The sequence below is a fragment of the Pseudomonas sp. NBRC 111130 genome, assembly GCF_001320485.1.
In the GTDB taxonomy this organism is placed as follows: domain Bacteria; phylum Pseudomonadota; class Gammaproteobacteria; order Pseudomonadales; family Pseudomonadaceae; genus Aquipseudomonas; species Aquipseudomonas vlassakiae.
On record NZ_BCBG01000021.1, the window covers coordinates 24,787 to 42,780 of the forward strand.

Genomic DNA, 17,994 nt, shown 5'->3' on the forward strand with positions numbered 1-17,994 from the left:
ATTCGCGACACAAGGCCGCTCCTACAGCCGTCCGAGTGCCATCGCATGATGGCGCAGGTGCTCATCGATGAAGCTGGCGATGAAGTAGTAGCTGTGGTCATAACCAGGCTGCAGGCGCAGGGTCAGCGCATGCCCACCTTTGCGTGCAGCCTGCTCCAGCGTTTCAGGCTTGAGCTGCTTCTCGAGGAAGTCGTCACGGTCGCCCTGGTCCACCAGCAACGGCGGGCACTCGCCTGCAGCGGTTTCCGCCAGCAGCACACTGGCATCCCACTCGCGCCAGCGCGCGCGGTCTTCGCCCAGGTAGCGGCTGAAGGCCTTCTCGCCCCACGGGCAATCCATCGGGTTGCTGATCGGCGAGAACGCCGACACCGAGCGATAGCGCCCTGGGTTGCGCAAGGCACACACCAGCGCGCCATGGCCACCCATGGAGTGGCCACTGATGCTGCGCTGGTCGGACGCCGGGAAGTGCGCCTCGATCAGTGCCGGCAGCTCCTGCACGACATAGTCGTGCATGCGGTAATGCTGCGCCCAAGGCTGCTGGGTGGCATTGAGGTAGAACCCTGCGCCGAGGCCGAAGTCCCAGGCGCCTTCAGGGTCGCTTGGCACCTGCTCGCCACGCGGGCTGGTGTCGGGGGCGACGATGATCAGGCCGAGCTCGGCAGCCAGGCGCTGGGCGCCGGCCTTCTGCATGAAGTTCTCGTCGGTGCAGGTGAGGCCGCTGAGCCAGTACAGCACCGGCAGCTTCTCGCCCTGCTCGGCCTGCGGCGGCAGGTAGACGGCGAACACCATGTCGCAGCCCAGCACCTTGGAGTGATGCCGGTAACGCTTGTGCCAGCCGCCGAAGCTCTTCTGGCAGGAGATGTTATCCAGGCTCATGGCTCACCTCAGAAGTGGATCACGCTGCGGATGCTCTTGCCTTCGTGCATCAGGTCGAAGGCCTTGTTGATGTCTTCCAGGCCCATGGTGTGGGTGATGAAGGTGTCCAGCGGGATCTCGCCCTTCTCGGCCATGTCCACGTAGCTTGGCAGTTCGCTGCGGCCACGTACGCCGCCGAATGCCGAACCACGCCAGACACGGCCCGTCACCAGCTGGAACGGACGGGTGGCGATTTCCTGGCCAGCACCGGCGACACCGATGATCACCGACTCGCCCCAGCCCTTGTGACAGCATTCCAGGGCCGCGCGCATCAGTTGCACATTGCCGATGCACTCGAAAGAGAAGTCCACGCCACCGTCGGTAAGGTCGACGATCACTTCCTGGATCGGGCGGTCGTAGTCTTTCGGGTTGATGCAGTCGGTGGCACCCAGCTGGCGGGCGATCTCGAACTTGGCCGGGTTGATATCGATGGCGATGATGCGCGAGGCCTTGGCCTTGACTGCGCCGATCACTGCCGACAGGCCGATGCCGCCGAGGCCGAAGATGGCCACGGTGTCACCGGGCTTGACCTTGGCGGTGTTGAGCACGGCGCCGATCCCGGTGGTGACGCCGCAGCCGAGCAGGCAGACCTTCTCCAGCGGCGCTTCCTTCTGGATCCTGGCCACGGAAATTTCCGGAAGCACGGTGTACTCGGAGAAGGTCGAGGTGCCCATGTAGTGGAACAGCTGCTGGCCTTTGTACGAGAAGCGAGTGGTGCCGTCCGGCATCAAGCCCTTGCCCTGGGTGGCACGGATGGCCTGGCACAGGTTGGTCTTGCCCGAGAGGCAGAACTTGCACTTGCCGCATTCGGGCGTATACAGCGGGATCACGTGATCGCCCACCGCCACCGAGGTCACGCCCTCGCCCACTGCTTCGACGATCGCACCGCCTTCATGACCCAGGATCGACGGGAAGATGCCTTCCGGGTCAGCGCCGGACAAGGTGTAGGCGTCGGTGTGGCAAACACCGCTGGCGACCACGCGCAGCAGCACTTCGCCGGCCTTGGGCATGGCCACGTCGACTTCGACGATTTCCAGGGGTTTCTTGGCCTCGAAGGCTACGGCAGCACGGGACTTGATCATCACAGGGTCTCCAGACAGAGGATCGGTTCAGTCCCGCAGTGTAATCCAGGCGCTTTTGGGGAATAATCCAGGCAAAGCCAAAACATTATTGCCATACAGGGATAATCCATGAGCAGCCGTTGGGAAGGCATCGACGAATTCGTCGCCGTGGCCGAGTCGGGCCAGTTCACGGCGGCAGCCGAGCGCCTGGGCGTGTCGTCGTCGCACATCAGCCGGCAGATCGCCCGCCTGGAAGAACGCCTGCAGACCCGCTTGCTGTACCGCAGTACTCGCCGGGTGGCGCTGAGTGAAGCCGGACAGACCTTTTTGCAGCATTGCCAGCGCCTGCAGGACGGCCGCGAGGAAGCGCTGCGCGCCATGGGCGACTTGGCCAGCGAACCCAAGGGGCTGCTGCGCATGACCTGTGCGGTAGCCTATGGTGAGCGTTTTATCGTGCCGCTGGTGACGCGTTTCATGGCGCTGTACCCGCAGCTGCGGGTCGAAGTGGAACTGAGCAACCGTACCCTGGACCTGCTGCACGAAGGCATGGACCTGGCGATCCGCCTCGGCCGCCTGGCAGACTCACGGCTGGTGGCCACCCGCCTTGCACCGCGGCGCATGTACTTGTGCGCGTCGCCAGCGTACCTGGAGCGTTACGGGCGGCCGCACAGCCTGTCGGAACTGGCCCGGCACAATTGCCTGATCGGCAGTTCCGACCTGTGGGCCTTGCAGCAGGATGGCCGCGAGATCAGCCAGCGGGTGCAGGGCAATTGGCGCTGCAACAGCGGCCAGGCAGTGCTGGATGCGGCGCTGCTGGGGATGGGGTTGTGTCAGTTGCCGGACTACTACGTGCTTGAGCACTTGAACAGTGGCGCACTGGTATCGTTGCTGGAAGGGCATCAGCCGCCGAATACGGCGGTGTGGGCGCTGTATCCGCAGCAGCGGCATCTGTCACCGAAGGTCAGGCGGCTGGTGGATTATCTGAAGGAAGGGTTGGCGGGGTTACCGGAGTATCGGCATGGCTGATGTACTGGCTTTACCGCCCTCTTCGCGGGCACGCCCGCTCCCACAGGATCTGCACCGGTTCTGAACTCTGTGCAATCCCTGTGGGAGCGGGCGTGCCCGCGAAGAGGCCAGAACCGATCTGAAGATTCAGCGCCGCCCGGCCCAGCGCTGGCGCAGCCATTCCAGGTCTTCCGGCCGGGTGACCTTGATGTTGTCACTGCGCCCTTCGACCAGCCGCGGCGCCTGCCCCGACCATTCGATGGCCGACGCTTCATCGGTCACCACCACATCGGAAACCAGGCTCTCGGCCAGGGCCCGATGCAGCGCACCCAGGCGGAACATCTGCGGCGTATAGGCCTGCCAGATGGTGCTGCGGTCGACCGTCGCGGCCACCCGCCCATTGGCATCGGCACGCTTGAGGGTGTCGCGCGCCGGCACCGCCAGCAGCCCGCCTACCGGGTCGTCGGCCAGTTCCGACAGCAACTTGTCCAGGTCGCTGCGCGCCAGGTTCGGCCGCGCCGCATCGTGCACCAGCACCCAATCGTTGTCCGACGCCCCTTGGGCATGCAGCAGCAACAAGGCATTGAGCACCGAGTCGGCACGCTCGTCACCACCCGCCGCCCGCTGGATACGCGGGTCGCTGGCACAACGCAGGCCTGGCCAGTAAGGGTCGTCTTCGGCAATGCTGACCACCACGCCCTTGAGCGAGGGGTGGCCAAGAAAACAGTCGAGGCTGTGCTCGAGAAGGGTCTGCCCCGCCAGCTCCAGGTATTGCTTGGGGCGGTCGGCAGCCATGCGGGCACCGACGCCCGCTGCAGGAATCACGGCCCAGAAGGCCGGCAGTGTTTCAGTCATTTTTGCGGCAACTGGAAGAGGGTTTCGCCCTCTTTGACCATTCCCAGTTCATGACGAGCCCGCTCTTCGACGGTCTCCATACCTTTCTTCAACTCCATCACCTCGGCATCGAGCACACGGTTACGCTCCAGCAGCCGTTCGTTCTCGGCATGCTGTTCGTCGATCTGCTGCTTGAGCTCGGCCACTTGCGCCAGGCTGCCGTTACCCACCCAAAGGCGGTACTGCAGGCCACCGAGCAGCAGGAGCAGGACAAGGAACAACCAATAGGGACTGCGCATCAAGGTATCCAGGTTAAAGACCGCCGCACACGGGCCTCATATAGCACGAAGCCTGGCCGAGGCCAGGCTTCGTTGACAGAAACCCGCATGAAGCGTCAGATGATTACGTACGAAAGCTCAGTACGGAAGATCCGACAACCTCGGCAGCTGTCTTTTTACCATCTCTTGCTTAGCCGCGAAACTCGGCACGACCACGGTAAACCGCTTTGGCGCCCAGCTGCTCTTCGATGCGCAGCAGCTGGTTGTACTTCGAGACGCGGTCGGAACGGCACAGCGAGCCAGTCTTGATCTGGCCAGCAGCAGTACCCACGGCCAGGTCGGCAATGGTCGAGTCTTCGGTTTCACCGGAACGGTGCGAGATCACCGCGGTGTAGCCGGCAGCCTTGGCCATCTGGATGGCTTCCAGGGTTTCGGTCAGCGAGCCGATCTGGTTGAACTTGATCAGGATCGAGTTACCGATGCCCTTCTCGATGCCTTCCTTGAGGATCTTGGTGTTGGTCACGAACAGGTCGTCGCCGACCAGCTGGACCTTGGCACCGATCTTGTCGGTCAGGATCTTCCAGCCAGCCCAGTCGGACTCGTCCAGGCCGTCTTCGATCGAGATGATCGGGAAGCGCTCGGTCAGGCCTTTCAGGTACTCGGCGAACCCTTCGGCGTCGAACGACTTGCCTTCACCGGACAGGTTGTACTTGCCGTCTTCGTAGAATTCGGAAGCCGCGCAGTCCAGGGCCAGGGTCACGTCGGTGCCCAGCTTGTAGCCGGCTTTCTCGACCGCTTCGGCGATGGCAGCCAGTGCGTCTTCGTTGGACGCCAGGTTAGGGGCGAAACCACCTTCGTCACCCACGGCAGTGTTCAGGCCACGGGCCTTCAGCACGGCTTTGAGGTGGTGGAAGATTTCGGTACCCATGCGCAGGCCGTCGGAGAAGGTCTTGGCGCCAACCGGCTGAACCATGAACTCCTGGATGTCGACGTTGTTGTCGGCGTGTTCGCCACCGTTGATGATGTTCATCATCGGAACCGGCATCGAGTACTGGCCCGGGGTGCCGTTGAGGTTGGCGATGTGCGCGTACAGCGGCAGGTCCTGATCCTGTGCAGCGGCCTTGGCGGCAGCCAGGGACACGGCCAGAATGGCGTTGGCGCCCAGCTTGGCCTTGTTCTCGGTACCGTCCAGTTCGATCATGGCGCGGTCCAGGGCTTTCTGGTCGGAAGGATCCTTGCCCAGCAGCAGGTCACGGATCGGGCCGTTGATGTTGGCGACGGCCTTCAGCACGCCCTTGCCCAGGTAACGGCTCTTGTCGCCATCACGCAGCTCCAGCGCTTCGCGCGAGCCGGTGGAAGCACCGGACGGCGCGCAAGCGCTGCCGATGATGCCGTTGTCGAGCAGTACATCGGCTTCCACGGTGGGGTTGCCACGCGAATCGAGAACTTCACGACCTTTGATGTCGACGATTTTTGCCATTGTTGTAAGCACTCCAGAATTGACGAAAACAACGCAACTGTAGGGAATTCTTGCCTTGCACCAGGCGGGGACGCAGCAGGCAGGCCTGGCAGAAGCAACCCCTGACCGAGCGGTCAGGGGTAGATCGGGGCGTACTTTACCCGAGAAATGAGCCTTGCGCGGCTTTAACCGTCGGAAAACTCATCAAAGACCTGAAAAAATCAGGCCTTGTTCTTCTGCGCCAGGGCCGCCTTGACGAAGCCGCTGAACAGTGGGTGACCGTCACGCGGGGTGGAGGTGAACTCCGGGTGGAACTGGCAGGCAACGAACCATGGATGGTCCTTGGACTCGACCACTTCAACCAGCGCGCCGTCTTCGGAACGACCGGAAACCACCAGGCCAGCGTCCACCAGCTGTGGCAGCAGGTTGTTGTTGACCTCGTAACGGTGACGGTGACGCTCGGTGATCACATCCTTGCCGTAGCAGTCGTGTACCTTGGAGCCGGCAGCCAGTTGGCAATCCTGCGCGCCCAGGCGCATGGTGCCGCCCAGGTCGGAGGCTTCGGTACGGGTCTCGACGGCACCGGTGGCATCAGCCCACTCGGTGATCAGGCCGACCACGGGGTGGCCGCTGTTGCGGTCGAACTCGGTGGAGTTGGCGTCTTTCCAGCCCATCACGTTACGGGCGAACTCGATCACGGCTACCTGCATGCCCAGGCAGATCCCCAGGTACGGCACCTTGTTCTCACGGGCGTACTGCACGGCGGTGATCTTGCCTTCCACGCCGCGCAGGCCGAAACCACCCGGTACCAGGATGGCGTCGGCGCCTTCGAGCAGGCCGGTGCCCTGGTTCTCGATGTCTTCGGAATCGATGTAGCGCAGGTTGACCTTGGTACGGTTGGTGATGCCGGCGTGGCTCATCGCTTCGATCAGCGACTTGTACGCATCCAGCAGCTCCATGTACTTGCCGACCATGGCGATGGTGACTTCCTGCTCAGGGTTGAGCTTGGCATCGACCACCTTGTCCCACTCGGACAGGTCGGCGCTGTTGCACTGCAGGCCAAAGCGCTCGACGACGAAGTCGTCCAGGCCCTGGGCGTGCAGCACGCCTGGGATCTTGTAGATGGTGTCGACGTCTTCCAGCGAAATCACCGCACGCTCTTCGACGTTGGTGAAGAGGGCGATCTTGCGGCGCGACGATGCGTCGACCGGGTGGTCGGAACGGCAGATCAGCACGTCAGGCTGCAGGCCGATGGAGCGCAGCTCCTTGACCGAGTGCTGGGTCGGCTTGGTCTTGGTCTCGCCAGCGGTGGCAATGTACGGGACCAGGGTCAGGTGCATCAGCATGGCGCGCTTGGAACCCACTTCGACACGCAGCTGGCGGATCGCTTCGAGGAACGGTTGCGACTCGATATCACCCACGGTACCGCCGATTTCCACCAGGGCCACGTCGGCATCGCCGGCACCCTTGATGATGCGACGCTTGATTTCGTCGGTGATGTGCGGGATGACCTGGATGGTTGCGCCCAGGTAGTCACCACGGCGTTCTTTACGCAGCACGTGCTCGTAGATACGACCGGTGGTGAAGTTGTTGTTCTGGGTCATGGTCGTGCGGATGAACCGCTCGTAGTGGCCCAGGTCAAGGTCGGTTTCGGCGCCATCGTGGGTGACGAACACCTCACCATGCTGGAACGGGCTCATGGTGCCCGGGTCGACGTTGATGTACGGATCCAGCTTGAGCATGGTGACCTTCAGGCCCCGCGCTTCCAGGATGGCCGCCAGGGATGCCGAGGCAATGCCTTTCCCCAATGAAGAAACAACACCGCCCGTGACGAATATGTAGCGCGTCATGAAAAACCCTAGAAGTCTGCGTTAAGGCGGCCAGCGCCGCCGGAGAAAGCGAAGGAAGGCCGAAGCCCCCGATCACCTGCGTCAATCACAGTGCATCTCGAAAAACTGCCGCGTCTGTACAGACCAGGGGTATCCCCGGCATGGAGCTCGCTCGTCATTTCCAGAATCAGCCCAGCAAAAAACTGCTTGGTAATCGGCAACTGCTGTGTTTCCGGGGAAGCCACAGAAGTTGTATCAAGAAGGGAGGGTAGTCTACCGGAATGTACCCTTCAGCTCAAACCTTGCGCGTTCGTCGGCGGCTGCCAGTGAAGCTGGCAATCGGCCTGCGCCAGTGAAGGCAGATTGGCCACCGCCAGCAGGCGCTCGCCACAATATAGCAACGGCAGTCGCGGGCGCACGAAGTGCGGGACCTGCAGCTCGTTGAGCAGGCGCTTGAGGTCGCGCCGGCCGCGGCCAGGGATGTCCAGTACCTCGCCGCCCTGGCGGTAGGCGATACGCAGTTCGCCCAGCGGCGCGGTGACATCAAGACGCACACTGCCATTGCCCGGTAATGCCAGGACCGTTCCAGGGTCGGCCCAGGCGTACTCGCCCATGGGTTGCTGCAGCCAGTCACCACCCAACCACCAGATACGGCCATGACTACGCAGCAACCGACCGTCGGCCAGCCGCCAGACCGGCTGCGCATCTGCCGCAGCATCGCGCAGATCGGCCCAGCCGGCCCAATGACGGGTATCGGGCAAGCGGGTTCGCGGGCGTAACCAGTGCTGCAGGGCATTGCGCTGCCGAGCAGGCGACAAGCGGGTGAGCGCCGCCAGGTCGAGTGACGGCAAGGCTGCCCAGGCGGGTGCAGCGCCCTCCCCGGCCTCGGCCAGATCGCCCTGCGCCAGTTCGTCGAGCAGGCCCAGTGCCTCACCCAGATGCTCCGCACAACGGGCGAAGTTCTGGCTGGCCTGTGGCCAACGCTGGTGCAAATGCGGAAACACCTCTGCGCGCAGATAGTTGCGGTCGAAGGCGGTATCAACGTTCGTCGGGTCTTCGATCCACACCAGCTCATTGACGTGGGCGTAGTCATGCAGCTGCTGGCGCGCGGTGGCCAGCAGCGGCCGGACCAGGCTGCCCAGCCCTAGCCTGCGCTGCCCGGGCATCGCCGCCAGGCCACGCAGGCCGGCACCGCGCAGCAGGCGGAAGAGCAAGGTCTCGGCCTGGTCGTCGCGGTGCTGGGCAGTGAACAGGATGTCGCCAGGACCGAGGACTTTCCCCAAGGCGGCATAGCGGGCATCACGGGCGGCCTGTTCGAGGCTGGCGCCGGAGGTGACCTGGACGTGGATGACCTGTAGCTCGATACCGAGCTGGTCGCAGATGGACTGGCAGTGGGCAGGCCACGCGTCGGCGGCGGATTGCAGGCCGTGGTGGATGTGCAGGGCGCGTAGCGGGGGGGATGCGTGGTTGCGGGCGTGGTTGGCCAGCAGATGCAGCAGGACGGTGGAATCGAGGCCGCCAGAGAAGGCGATGTACCAGGCGGGGGCGTTGAGCCAAGGGGTGAGGTTGATCATCTGGGCCTCACTTGGCTTGAGATTGCCGGGGGTGCTTTGCACCCCTTTCGCGACACAAGGCCGCTCCTACAGGCGATCGCGTACCCATGTAGGAGCGGCCTTGTGTCGCGAAAGGGCCGCGAAGCGGCCCCCCAGGGCATATCAGAGGCCGTAGCTCATCAAGCGCTCGTAACGACGGGCCAGCAGCGCATCGTTATCGAGCTTGCCGAGCATGTCCAGCTGCTGCACCAGGTCGGCGCGGATGCTTTCGGACATCTTGACCGGGTCGCGGTGGGCGCCGCCCAGCGGCTCCTGGATGACCTTGTCGACAATGTTCAGGCTCTTCAGGCGCTCAGCGGTGATGCCCATGGCTTCAGCGGCGTCGGCGGCCTTGTCGGCAGTCTTCCACAGGATCGAGGCGCAGCCTTCCGGCGAGATCACCGAGTAGGTGGAGTACTGCAGCATGTTCAGCTGGTCGCACACGCCAATGGCCAGTGCACCGCCGGAACCACCCTCACCGATCACCGTGGCGATGATCGGGGTCTTCAGGCGGGCCATGACGCGCAGGTTCCAGGCGATGGCCTCGCTCTGGTTGCGCTCTTCGGCGTCGATGCCCGGGTAGGCGCCCGGGGTGTCGATGAAGGTCAGGATCGGCATCTTGAAGCGCTCGGCCATTTCCATCAGGCGGCAGGCCTTGCGGTAGCCCTCCGGGCGCGGCATGCCGAAGTTGCGGCGCACCTTCTCGCGCACTTCGCGACCTTTCTGGTGGCCGATGACCATGACTGGCTTGCCGTCCAGACGCGCCGTACCACCGACGATCGCGGCGTCGTCGGAGAAGTGGCGGTCACCGTGCAGTTCTTCGAACTCGGTGAAGATGTGATCCAGGTAGTCCAGGGTGTATGGACGACGTGGATGACGGGCCAGGCGGGCGATCTGCCAGCTGGTCAGGTTGCCGAAGATGCTTTCGGTCAGGGTGTTGCTCTTGTCTTGCAGACGGGCAATTTCATCGCTGATGTTCAGCGAGTTGTCGTTGCCTACCAGGCGCAGGCCTTCGATCTTGGCTTGCAGGTCGGCAATCGGCTGTTCGAAATCGAGAAAATTCGGGTTCATAGTCATCCGTCTTGGGTCTACGGCCAGGCGGCCGGCCGGTTGATCCGTTTGGCGCCCTACCTTAAGGGATCAGGCGCATATAGGTCGAGATTAAATTTCGTCGATTCAACGATATTGCAGGAAGACGTTCTCACGCCCGAACTGGTCACGCAGCGCCTGAATCAGGCCATCAGCCGGGTCGATCTTCCACTGCTCGCCGAACTGCAACATGGCCTTGGCATCGCAGCCGGTGTACTCCAGCGTGATCGGGCAAGCCCCACGATGGCGGGTGATCAGTTCGCCCAGCCACTTCAGGCGGTCGCCCTTGAGCGCCTCGTGTGCCACTTTCAGGCGCAGGCTTTCGGCCAGCTTGGTGCGTGCGTCCTCCATGGTCATCACCTGCTTCACCCGCAGGCGCAGGCCGCCAGAGAAGTCATCGTTGCTGACCTCGCCCTCGACCACCACCATCGCATCCGTCTGGAGCAAGGACTGTGCCGCCATGTAGGCGTCGGCAAACAGCGAGGCCTCGATGCGCCCGGAACGGTCATCGAGGGTGACGAAGCCCATCTTGTCGCCTTTCTTGTTCTTCATCACCCGCAACGCAATGATCATCCCGGCGATGGTCTGGGTCTCGCGCGACGGCTTGAGGTCGATGATGCGCTGGCGAGCGAAACGGCGAATCTCGGTCTCGTATTCGTCGATCGGGTGGCCGGTAAGGTACAGGCCCAGCGTGTCCTTTTCGCCCTTCAGGCGTTCCTTGAGGGTCAGTTCGCGCACCTTGCGGTGGTTGGCGTAGACATCGACATCCGCCGCGTCGAACATGCCGCCGAACAGGTCGACGTGGCCGCTGTCAGCGGTATGCGCCGCCTGCTCGGCGGCCTTGATGGCTTCGCCCAGTGCCGACAGCAGGGTCGCGCGATTGCGGTCGATATTGGCCTGATAGGCCTTGATCTCGTCATGGAAATACGGGCCCAGGCGGTCCAGCGCACCACTGCGGATCAGCGCATCGAGGGTGCGCTTGTTGACCCGCTTGAGGTCGATGCGCTCGCAGAAGTCGAACAGGTCCTTGAACGGGCCTCCCTGGGCACGCGCCTCGACGATGGCCTCCACCGGGCCTTCGCCGACGCCCTTGATCGCACCCAGGCCGTAGACGATGCGCCCGTCGTCGTTGACGGTGAACTTGAAGTCGGAGAAGTTCACGTCCGGCGCATCGAGGCGCAGTTTCATGCTGCGCACTTCCTCGACCAGCACCACCACCTTGTCGGTGTTGTGCATGTCCGCCGAGAGTACCGCAGCCATGAACGGCGCGGGGTAGTGGGTCTTCAGCCAGGCAGTCTGGTACGACACCAGGCCATAGGCAGCGGAGTGGGACTTGTTGAATCCGTACCCGGCGAACTTCTCTACCAGGTCGAAGATGTTACCGGCCAGATCCGCATCGATGTTGTTGGCCACGCAACCTTCGATGAAGCCGCCGCGCTGCTTGGCCATCTCCTCCGGCTTTTTCTTACCCATGGCTCGACGCAGCATGTCGGCGCCACCGAGGGTGTAGCCTGCCATCACCTGGGCAATCTGCATCACCTGTTCCTGATACAGAATGATGCCGTAGGTCGGTGCCAGTACCGGCTTGAGGCCTTCGTACTGGTAGTCGGAATGCGGGTAGGCCAGCTCGGCGCGGCCGTGCTTGCGGTTGATGAAGTCGTCCACCATGCCGGACTGCAGCGGGCCCGGGCGGAACAGTGCCACCAATGCGATGAGGTCTTCCAGGCAGTCGGGCTTGAGCTTCTTGATCAGCTCCTTCATGCCGCGGGATTCGAGCTGGAACACCGCCGTGGTCTCGGCTTTCTGCAGCAGCTCGTAGGTCTTGCGGTCGTCCAGCGGGATGAAGTCGATATTGACGTTGGGCAGGTTCTTCTTGGCCTGCTCGCGGTTGATGATCTCCATCGCCCACTTGATGATGGTCAGCGTCCGCAGGCCGAGGAAGTCGAACTTCACCAGGCCGGCAGCCTCGACATCATCCTTGTCGAACTGAGTCACCAGGCCGCCGCCTTCTTCGTCACAAGCGATCGGCGAAAAGTCGGTGAGCTTGGTCGGGGCAATCACCACGCCACCGGCGTGCTTGCCGGTACCACGGGTGACACCTTCGAGCTTGAGCGCCATGTCCCAGATCTCGCGGGCATCCTCGTCGCCCTTGAGGAAGTCGCGCAGGATTTCTTCCTGCTCGTAGGCTTTCTCCAGGGTCATGCCCACTTCGAACGGAATCATCTTCGACAGGCGGTCGGCGAGGCCGTAGGACTTGCCCTGCACCCGCGCCACGTCGCGCACCACGGCCTTGGCGGCCATGGTACCGAAGGTGATGATCTGGCTCACGGCGTTGCGGCCGTAAGCTTCGGCCACGTAGTCGATCACCCGGTCACGGCCGTCCATGCAGAAGTCGACGTCGAAGTCGGGCATGGAAATACGTTCAGGGTTGAGGAAGCGCTCGAACAGCAGGTCGTAGGCCAGCGGGTCGAGGTCGGTGATCTTCAACACGTAGGCTACCAGCGAGCCGGCACCCGACCCCCGCCCCGGGCCAACCGGCACGTCGTTGTTCTTGGCCCACTTGATGAAGTCCATAACGATCAGGAAGTAACCGGGGAAGCCCATCTGGATGATGATGTCCAGTTCGAACTTCAGGCGGTCCAGGTAGACCTGGCGCTTCTCTTCGTAATTCGGTGTGGTCTCTTTCGGCCACAGCACCGCCAGGCGCTCTTCCAGGCCTTCGTAGGAGACGTGCCGCAGGTAATCGTCGATACCCATGCCGTTCGGCGTCGGGAAATCGGGCAGGAAATATTTGCCGAGCTGCACCTGGATGTTGCAGCGTTTGGCGATTTCGACAGTGTTGGCAAGGGCGTCGGGCAAGTCGCTGAACAGCTCGGCCATTTCCTCGGCCGATTTCAGGTACTGCTGGTCGCTGTAGATACGCGGCCGGCGCGGATCGTCGAGAGTCCAGCCCTCGCCGATGCAGACGCGGGTTTCGTGGGCGTCGAAGTCGGACTGCTTGATGAAGCGCACGTCGTTGGTGGCGACCAGTGGAGCGCCGAGTTGATCGGCCAGGGCCACGGCAGCGTGCACGTATTCTTCGTCGCCGGCACGATTGGTGCGTTGCACTTCGACATAGAAGCGCTCCGGGAACATGCCCATCCAGTCGCGCAGCAAGGCTTCGGCTTCATCCTGGCGACCACTCATCAGGGCCATGCCGATATCGCCTTCCTTGCCGGCTGACAGGGCAATCAGCCCCTCGCTCGCGGGCGCGATCCATTCACGCTGGAGGATCACCAGGCCGTTGCGCTGGCCCTCGGTCCAGCCACGGGAGATCAATTCGGTGAGGTTGCGATAGCCCTTGGGGTCCATGGCCAGGAAGCAGATACGCGACAACGGAGCTTCCGGGTCGTTGCCGGCCAGCCACAGGTCGGCACCGCAAATCGGCTTGATCCCGGCGCCCATGGCGGTCTTGTAGAACTTGACCAGCGAGCACATGTTGCTCTGGTCGGTGATCGCCACCGCGGGCATGTTCATGCCCGCCAGCGCCTTGGCCAGCGGCTTGATCCGCACCAGGCCGTCGACCAGCGAGAATTCGGAGTGGACGCGCAGGTGAACGAAGGGAACCGACATGGATAGTCCTGTAGCAGTGCTGAACGACAAGGGCGGGATTGTAGCGTAATTGAGTGGGGAATTTGGGGCCGCGTTGCGGCCCTTCGCGGGCACGCCCCACAGGAGAGAGTAACCCTCAGGAATAGCGCTGTACCTGTGGGAGCGGGCTTGCCCGCGAAGGGCCGCAACGCGGCCCCCTTTCATCAGATAAGAGAATCGATAATGCCTTCGCGGGCTTCCCAGGCGGCCCGCACCGGGGCGAACGAGCGCCGATGAATGGGCGTCGGGCCAAGGCGCTCGAGGGCTTCGAGGTGCACAGGCGTTGGATAGCCTTTATGCCCGCCAATGCCGTAACCCGGGTAGATCAGTTCGAATGCGCTCATCTCCCGGTCCCGGGTCACCTTGGCCAGGATCGATGCGGCAGCGATTGCCGGCACCTGGCTATCGCCTTTGACCACTGGCGACGCCGGCACCGCCAGCTTGGGGCAACGGTTACCGTCGATCAGTGCCAGCTTCGGCGTCACATGCAACCCTTCCACCGCGCGCTGCATGGCCAGCATGGTGGCATGGAGGATGTTCAAGCGGTCGATTTCCTCGACTTCGGCGCGGGCGATGCAGAAGCTCAAGGCTTTTTCGCAGATCTCGTCGAACAGCGCCTCGCGCTTGGCTTCGGTGAGTTTCTTCGAATCGTTCAGGCCAAGAATCGGCCGAGCCGGGTCGAGGATCACCGCCGCCGTGACCACCGCACCGCACAGCGGGCCGCGGCCAACTTCGTCGACGCCGGCGACCAGGTCTTCGACCAGGTTGAAGTCCAGTCCAATCTGCATGTCAGCGGTCCTTGAGCAGGGCCAGCACTGCGTCGGCAGCCTGGTTGGAGGCGTCGCGGCGCAGGGTGCGGTGAATCTCGTCGAAGCGTTCGGTCTGCTGGGCACCGTCGGTGACCAGCGGCGCCAGGGCCTGGGCCAGGGCTTCGCTGGTCGCGGCATCCTGCAGCAGCTCAGGCACCAGTTCACGCTGGGCCAGCAGGTTGGGCAGCGACACGTAGGGACTTTTCACCAGACGCTTGAGAATCCAGTAGGTCAACGGTGCCAGGCGGTAGGCTACAACCATCGGCCGCTTGTACAACAGCGCCTCCAGCGTGGCGGTACCCGAAGCGATCAACACCGCGTCGCAGGCAGCCAGGGCCCGGTGCGACTGGCCATCGAGCAAGGTCAACGGCAAATCGCGCCCTTCGAGCATCTGCTCGATCTGAGCACGACGCGCTGCGTTGGCGCAAGGCAGCACGAAGCGCACGCCAGGCACCCGTTCGCGCAGGCGCTGGGCGGCGTCGAGGAACAGCGCGCCCAGACGCCCGACCTCTCCACCACGGCTGCCCGGCATCAACGCCACCACCGGCCCTTCGGCGAGGCCCAGTTCGTTACGCGCAGCCTGACGGTCTGCCGCCAACGGAATGGTGTCGGCCAACGGATGGCCGACAAACCGCACCGGCACGCCCTGCTCTTCGTAGAAGCGTGCTTCGAAGGGCAACAGCGTGAGCATCAGGTCGCAACCTTCGCGAATCTTCAGCACGCGCTTCTGCCGCCACGCCCACACCGACGGGCTGACGTAATGTACGGTCTTGATCCCGGCCTGACGCAGTTTCAGTTCGATATTGAGAGTGAAATCGGGGGCATCGATGCCGATGAACACATCGGGCTTTTCGCCGATCAAGGTCTGGATCAGCAGCTTGCGTCGCTTGAGCAACTCACGCAGGCGCCCCAGCACTTCGACCAGGCCCATGACCGCCAGGCGTTCCATGGGGAAGTAAGACTGAAGGCCTTCGGCCTCCATCAACGGGCCGCCCACACCGATGAAACGCACATCGGGATGGCGCGCCTTGAGGGCGCGCATCAGACCAGAACCGAGGATATCGCCGCTGGCCTCACCTGCGACCAGGGCTACGCAAAGCTGCGCCATGTCAGCGGGTGATGCCGCGGGCAGAATTCACGATCGACTGGCGGAACAGCTCGACCTGTTCGTGCTTGGCGGCCAGTTCGTCCAGCTCTTTGATCGCCTCTTCCACGGTCAGACCCTGGCGGTAGACGATCTTGTATGAACGGCGCAAGGCATGGATGACCTCGTCGCTGAAACCACGGCGGCGCATGCCCTCGAAGTTCATGCTGCGGGCTTCGGCAGGGCTGCCGAACACCGTGACGAAGGCCGGCACATCCTTGCCGATCGCCGTGCCCATGCCAGAGAACGCATGGGCGCCGATGTGGCAGTATTGATGCACCAGGGTGAATCCGGACAGGATCGCCCAATCACCCACGTGTACATGCCCGGCCAGCGCGGTATTGTTGACCAGGATGCAGTGATTGCCGATGACGCTGTCATGGCCGATATGGGCATAGGCCATGATCAGGTTGTGATCGCCCAGGGTAGTTTCCGAACGGTCCTGGACCGTACCACGATGAATGGTCACCCCCTCGCGGATCACATTGTGATCACCGATCACCAAGCGTGTCGGCTCACCCTTGTACTTGAGGTCAGGGGTGTCTTCACCAATCGAGGAAAACTGGTAGATCCGGTTGTGCTTGCCAATCCTGGTCGGCCCTTTAAGCACGACATGGGGGCCAATGACGGTGCCCTCGCCGATTTCGACGCCGGGGCCGACGATCGACCACGGGCCAACCTCGACGCCCTCGGCCAGCTTGGCCGAGGGATCGATGATCGCCCGCGGATCAATCGAACTCATAGGGAGCGTTCCGCACAGGTGATCTCAGCCGAGCACACCGGCTTGCCGTCGACCAGGGCGCGGCATTCGAACTTCCAGATCATGCTCTTGCGGCTGAGGAACTTGGCTTCCAGCACCAGCTGGTCGCCCGGCAGCACCGGCTGACGGAAACGCAGCTTGTCGGAACCCACGAAGTAGTACAGGGTGCCATCGGCCGGCTTGGCATCGAGCATCTTGAAACCAAGGATGCCGGCCGCCTGGGCCATGGCTTCGATGATCAGGACGCCCGGCATGATCGGATGTGCCGGAAAATGGCCATTGAAGAACGGCTCGTTGATGCTGACATTCTTGTAGGCACGAATGCTCTGGGCCTCGAAGTCCAGATCCGTCACGCGATCTACCAGCAGGAACGGGTAGCGGTGAGGCAGGTATTCGCGAATCTCGTTGATGTCCATCATTTCGGGGGGAAGCCTGTAATAAGAATAGGGAGCGCAGGTGCTGACCACACGCTCCTTTTGCAGTCCAAAGAGGAGCCAGCTAGCGACTGTTCACTCTTGCTCAGGAAATGGTATCAGCCTTCTGATGTCGGCTGGCCACCTGAGGTCACGGTATCGACACGTTTTTCCAGCTGCTGGAGCCGTTTGGCCATGTCATCGAGCTGGCGAATGCGCGCCGCGCTCTTACGCCAGTCAGCCAGGGGCTGCATGGCCGTGCCGGATGAATAGGAACCAGGTTCGGTGATCGAGCGGGTCACCATGGTCATTCCGGAAACAAATACGTTATCGCAGATATCGATATGCCCCACCAGGCCCACACCACCCGCCAGCATGCAATGCTTGCCGATGCGCGCACTGCCGGAGATGCCGACACAGGCAGCCATGGCCGTGTGATCACCGATCTGCACGTTGTGGGCGATCTGGATCTGGTTGTCGAGTTTTACCCCATCACCGATCCGGGTATCGGACAGCGCGCCTCGGTCTACGGCGGTGTTGACGCCGATCTCGACGTCATCGCCGATGGTGACCCCGCCAATCTGGGCGATCTTGCGCCAGATGCCCTTCTCGTTGGCGAAGCCGAAGCCCTCACCGCCGATCACTGCGCCCGACTGGATGACCACACGCTTGCCAATGGTCACGTCGTGGTAGAGCGTGACGCGCGGGGCCAGCCAGCCACCTTCGCCGACCACGCAACGCGCACCGATGAAGCAATGCGCCCCGATGCTGACGTTGGCGCCGATGCGCGCACCGCTTTCGATGACCGCGAACGGCCCGATACTGGCGCTCGCATCCACCTGGGCATCCTCCGCCACCACGGCGCTGGGATGAATACCCGCCACAGCCTTGGGTTTGGGGTCGAACAGGTGGGAGATACGCGCATAAGCCAGGTACGGGTCAGCCACGACCAGGGCATTGCCGGCGAAGCCTTCGGCGTCCGCAGCCTTGAGCAGCACCGCGGCGGCCTGGCAGTTGTCCAGGTATTTGCGGTATTGCGGGTTGGCGAGGAAGCTCAATTGACCGGGGCCAGCCTCCTGCAAGGTAGCCAGCCCGGTAATCTGCAGCGCTTCAGGGCCTTTCAGTGTGGCCCCGAGGGCCTCGGCCAGCTGGCCGAGCGTCATGGTCACGGTCATA

At 63.0% G+C, this 17,994-nt stretch carries 15 protein-coding genes; 1 reads left to right on the forward strand and 14 read right to left on the reverse strand.

The window, feature by feature from the left end:
- Positions 1-21 precede the first annotated feature (21 nt).
- Together fghA and APH33_RS12045 are read right to left on the reverse strand one after the other, a co-directional pair.
- Positions 22-876 carry an S-formylglutathione hydrolase gene (fghA, locus tag APH33_RS12040; RefSeq protein ID WP_054885355.1) on the reverse strand — a complete coding sequence of 285 codons (855 nt, stop codon included), beginning with the start codon at positions 874-876 and terminating at the stop codon, positions 22-24.
- Positions 877-884: 8 nt separating this feature from the next.
- On the reverse strand, positions 885-1,997 hold the full coding sequence (locus APH33_RS12045) for an S-(hydroxymethyl)glutathione dehydrogenase/class III alcohol dehydrogenase (RefSeq protein WP_054885356.1): 1,113 nt from the start codon (positions 1,995-1,997) through the stop codon (positions 885-887).
- Positions 1,998-2,105: 108 nt separating this feature from the next.
- On the opposite strand from APH33_RS12045, the gene APH33_RS12050 reads away from it, so the two are divergent.
- Complete coding sequence (locus APH33_RS12050; protein WP_054885357.1) at positions 2,106-3,002, forward strand: LysR substrate-binding domain-containing protein; 897 nt, start codon at positions 2,106-2,108, stop codon at positions 3,000-3,002.
- A gap of 126 nt (positions 3,003-3,128) precedes the next feature.
- On the opposite strand, the gene ispD is transcribed toward APH33_RS12050, so the two are convergent.
- The 12 genes from ispD to lpxD all read right to left on the reverse strand — a co-directional run bounded on the left by ispD (position 3,129) and on the right by lpxD (position 17,993).
- Entirely contained in the window at positions 3,129-3,836 is a 708-nt protein-coding gene (ispD, locus tag APH33_RS12055) for a 2-C-methyl-D-erythritol 4-phosphate cytidylyltransferase (protein WP_054885358.1), read from the reverse strand.
- Positions 3,833-4,114 carry a cell division protein FtsB gene (ftsB, locus tag APH33_RS12060; protein ID WP_054885359.1) on the reverse strand — a complete coding sequence of 94 codons (282 nt, stop codon included), beginning with the start codon at positions 4,112-4,114 and terminating at the stop codon, positions 3,833-3,835. Before ftsB ends, ispD begins: the two co-directional genes overlap by 4 nt.
- A gap of 169 nt (positions 4,115-4,283) precedes the next feature.
- A complete protein-coding gene (gene eno / locus APH33_RS12065; RefSeq protein WP_054885360.1) occupies positions 4,284-5,573 on the reverse strand; it encodes a phosphopyruvate hydratase in 1,290 nt (429 codons plus the stop codon).
- A gap of 200 nt (positions 5,574-5,773) precedes the next feature.
- Positions 5,774-7,402, reverse strand: a complete 1,629-nt coding sequence (locus tag APH33_RS12070; RefSeq protein ID WP_054885361.1) for a CTP synthase — start codon at positions 7,400-7,402, stop codon at positions 5,774-5,776.
- A 269-nt stretch (positions 7,403-7,671) separates the two neighbouring features.
- Positions 7,672-8,955: a tRNA lysidine(34) synthetase TilS gene (tilS, locus tag APH33_RS12075; protein WP_054885362.1), complete on the reverse strand. Its 1,284-nt coding sequence runs from the start codon at positions 8,953-8,955 to the stop codon at positions 7,672-7,674.
- A gap of 141 nt (positions 8,956-9,096) precedes the next feature.
- A complete protein-coding gene (gene accA / locus APH33_RS12080) occupies positions 9,097-10,044 on the reverse strand; it encodes an acetyl-CoA carboxylase carboxyl transferase subunit alpha (RefSeq protein ID WP_054885363.1) in 948 nt (315 codons plus the stop codon).
- Positions 10,045-10,149: 105 nt separating this feature from the next.
- Entirely contained in the window at positions 10,150-13,674 is a 3,525-nt protein-coding gene (dnaE, locus tag APH33_RS12085; protein WP_054885364.1) for a DNA polymerase III subunit alpha, read from the reverse strand.
- 182 nt (positions 13,675-13,856) lie between these two features.
- On the reverse strand, positions 13,857-14,480 hold the full coding sequence (rnhB, locus tag APH33_RS12090; RefSeq protein WP_054885365.1) for a ribonuclease HII: 624 nt from the start codon (positions 14,478-14,480) through the stop codon (positions 13,857-13,859).
- Between the two features lies 1 nt (position 14,481).
- A complete protein-coding gene (gene lpxB, locus APH33_RS12095) occupies positions 14,482-15,609 on the reverse strand; it encodes a lipid-A-disaccharide synthase (protein ID WP_054885366.1) in 1,128 nt (375 codons plus the stop codon).
- 1 nt (position 15,610) lies between these two features.
- Entirely contained in the window at positions 15,611-16,387 is a 777-nt protein-coding gene (gene lpxA / locus APH33_RS12100; RefSeq protein WP_054885367.1) for an acyl-ACP--UDP-N-acetylglucosamine O-acyltransferase, read from the reverse strand.
- A complete protein-coding gene (fabZ, locus tag APH33_RS12105) occupies positions 16,384-16,824 on the reverse strand; it encodes a 3-hydroxyacyl-ACP dehydratase FabZ (RefSeq protein WP_003252314.1) in 441 nt (146 codons plus the stop codon). Before fabZ ends, lpxA begins: the two co-directional genes overlap by 4 nt.
- A gap of 113 nt (positions 16,825-16,937) precedes the next feature.
- A complete protein-coding gene (lpxD, locus tag APH33_RS12110; protein WP_054885368.1) occupies positions 16,938-17,993 on the reverse strand; it encodes a UDP-3-O-(3-hydroxymyristoyl)glucosamine N-acyltransferase in 1,056 nt (351 codons plus the stop codon).
- Position 17,994: the final 1 nt, after the last annotated feature.